The 235-nt window shown below is 82.1% G+C and carries 1 pseudogene; it reads left to right on the top strand.

Going from position 1 to position 235, the window contains the following annotated elements:
- Positions 1 to 235, top strand: a pseudogene (locus KVT44_RS57165) (ATP-dependent DNA helicase); the annotation flags it as partial.

Genomic DNA, 235 nt, shown 5'->3' with positions numbered 1-235 from the left:
CACCGTCGTCAGGCTCGTCCGCGACTACCGCTCCTCACCCCAGGGGGTGCACCTCGCCAAGGGCCTGCTCTCGCAGGCCCGCGGCGGGGCGGCCGCCCACCGCCTGGAACTGTTCTCCCAGCGGGCCCCGGCCCCCGGGCCCGTCTCCGCCGAAACCAGGGAGGACCCCGCCGGGGCGGGGGGCGCCCCCCGCCCCTGCCGCCCCCCCATCCCCCCCGGCCCCCCCGCGGGCGGG

This window comes from Streptomyces sp. GbtcB7, from assembly GCF_019091445.1.
In the GTDB taxonomy this organism is placed as follows: Bacteria; Actinomycetota; Actinomycetes; order Streptomycetales; family Streptomycetaceae; genus Streptomyces; species Streptomyces mirabilis.
Note: the sequence above shows the minus strand (reverse complement) of the source record. Positions and strands in the feature narration are given on the sequence as shown.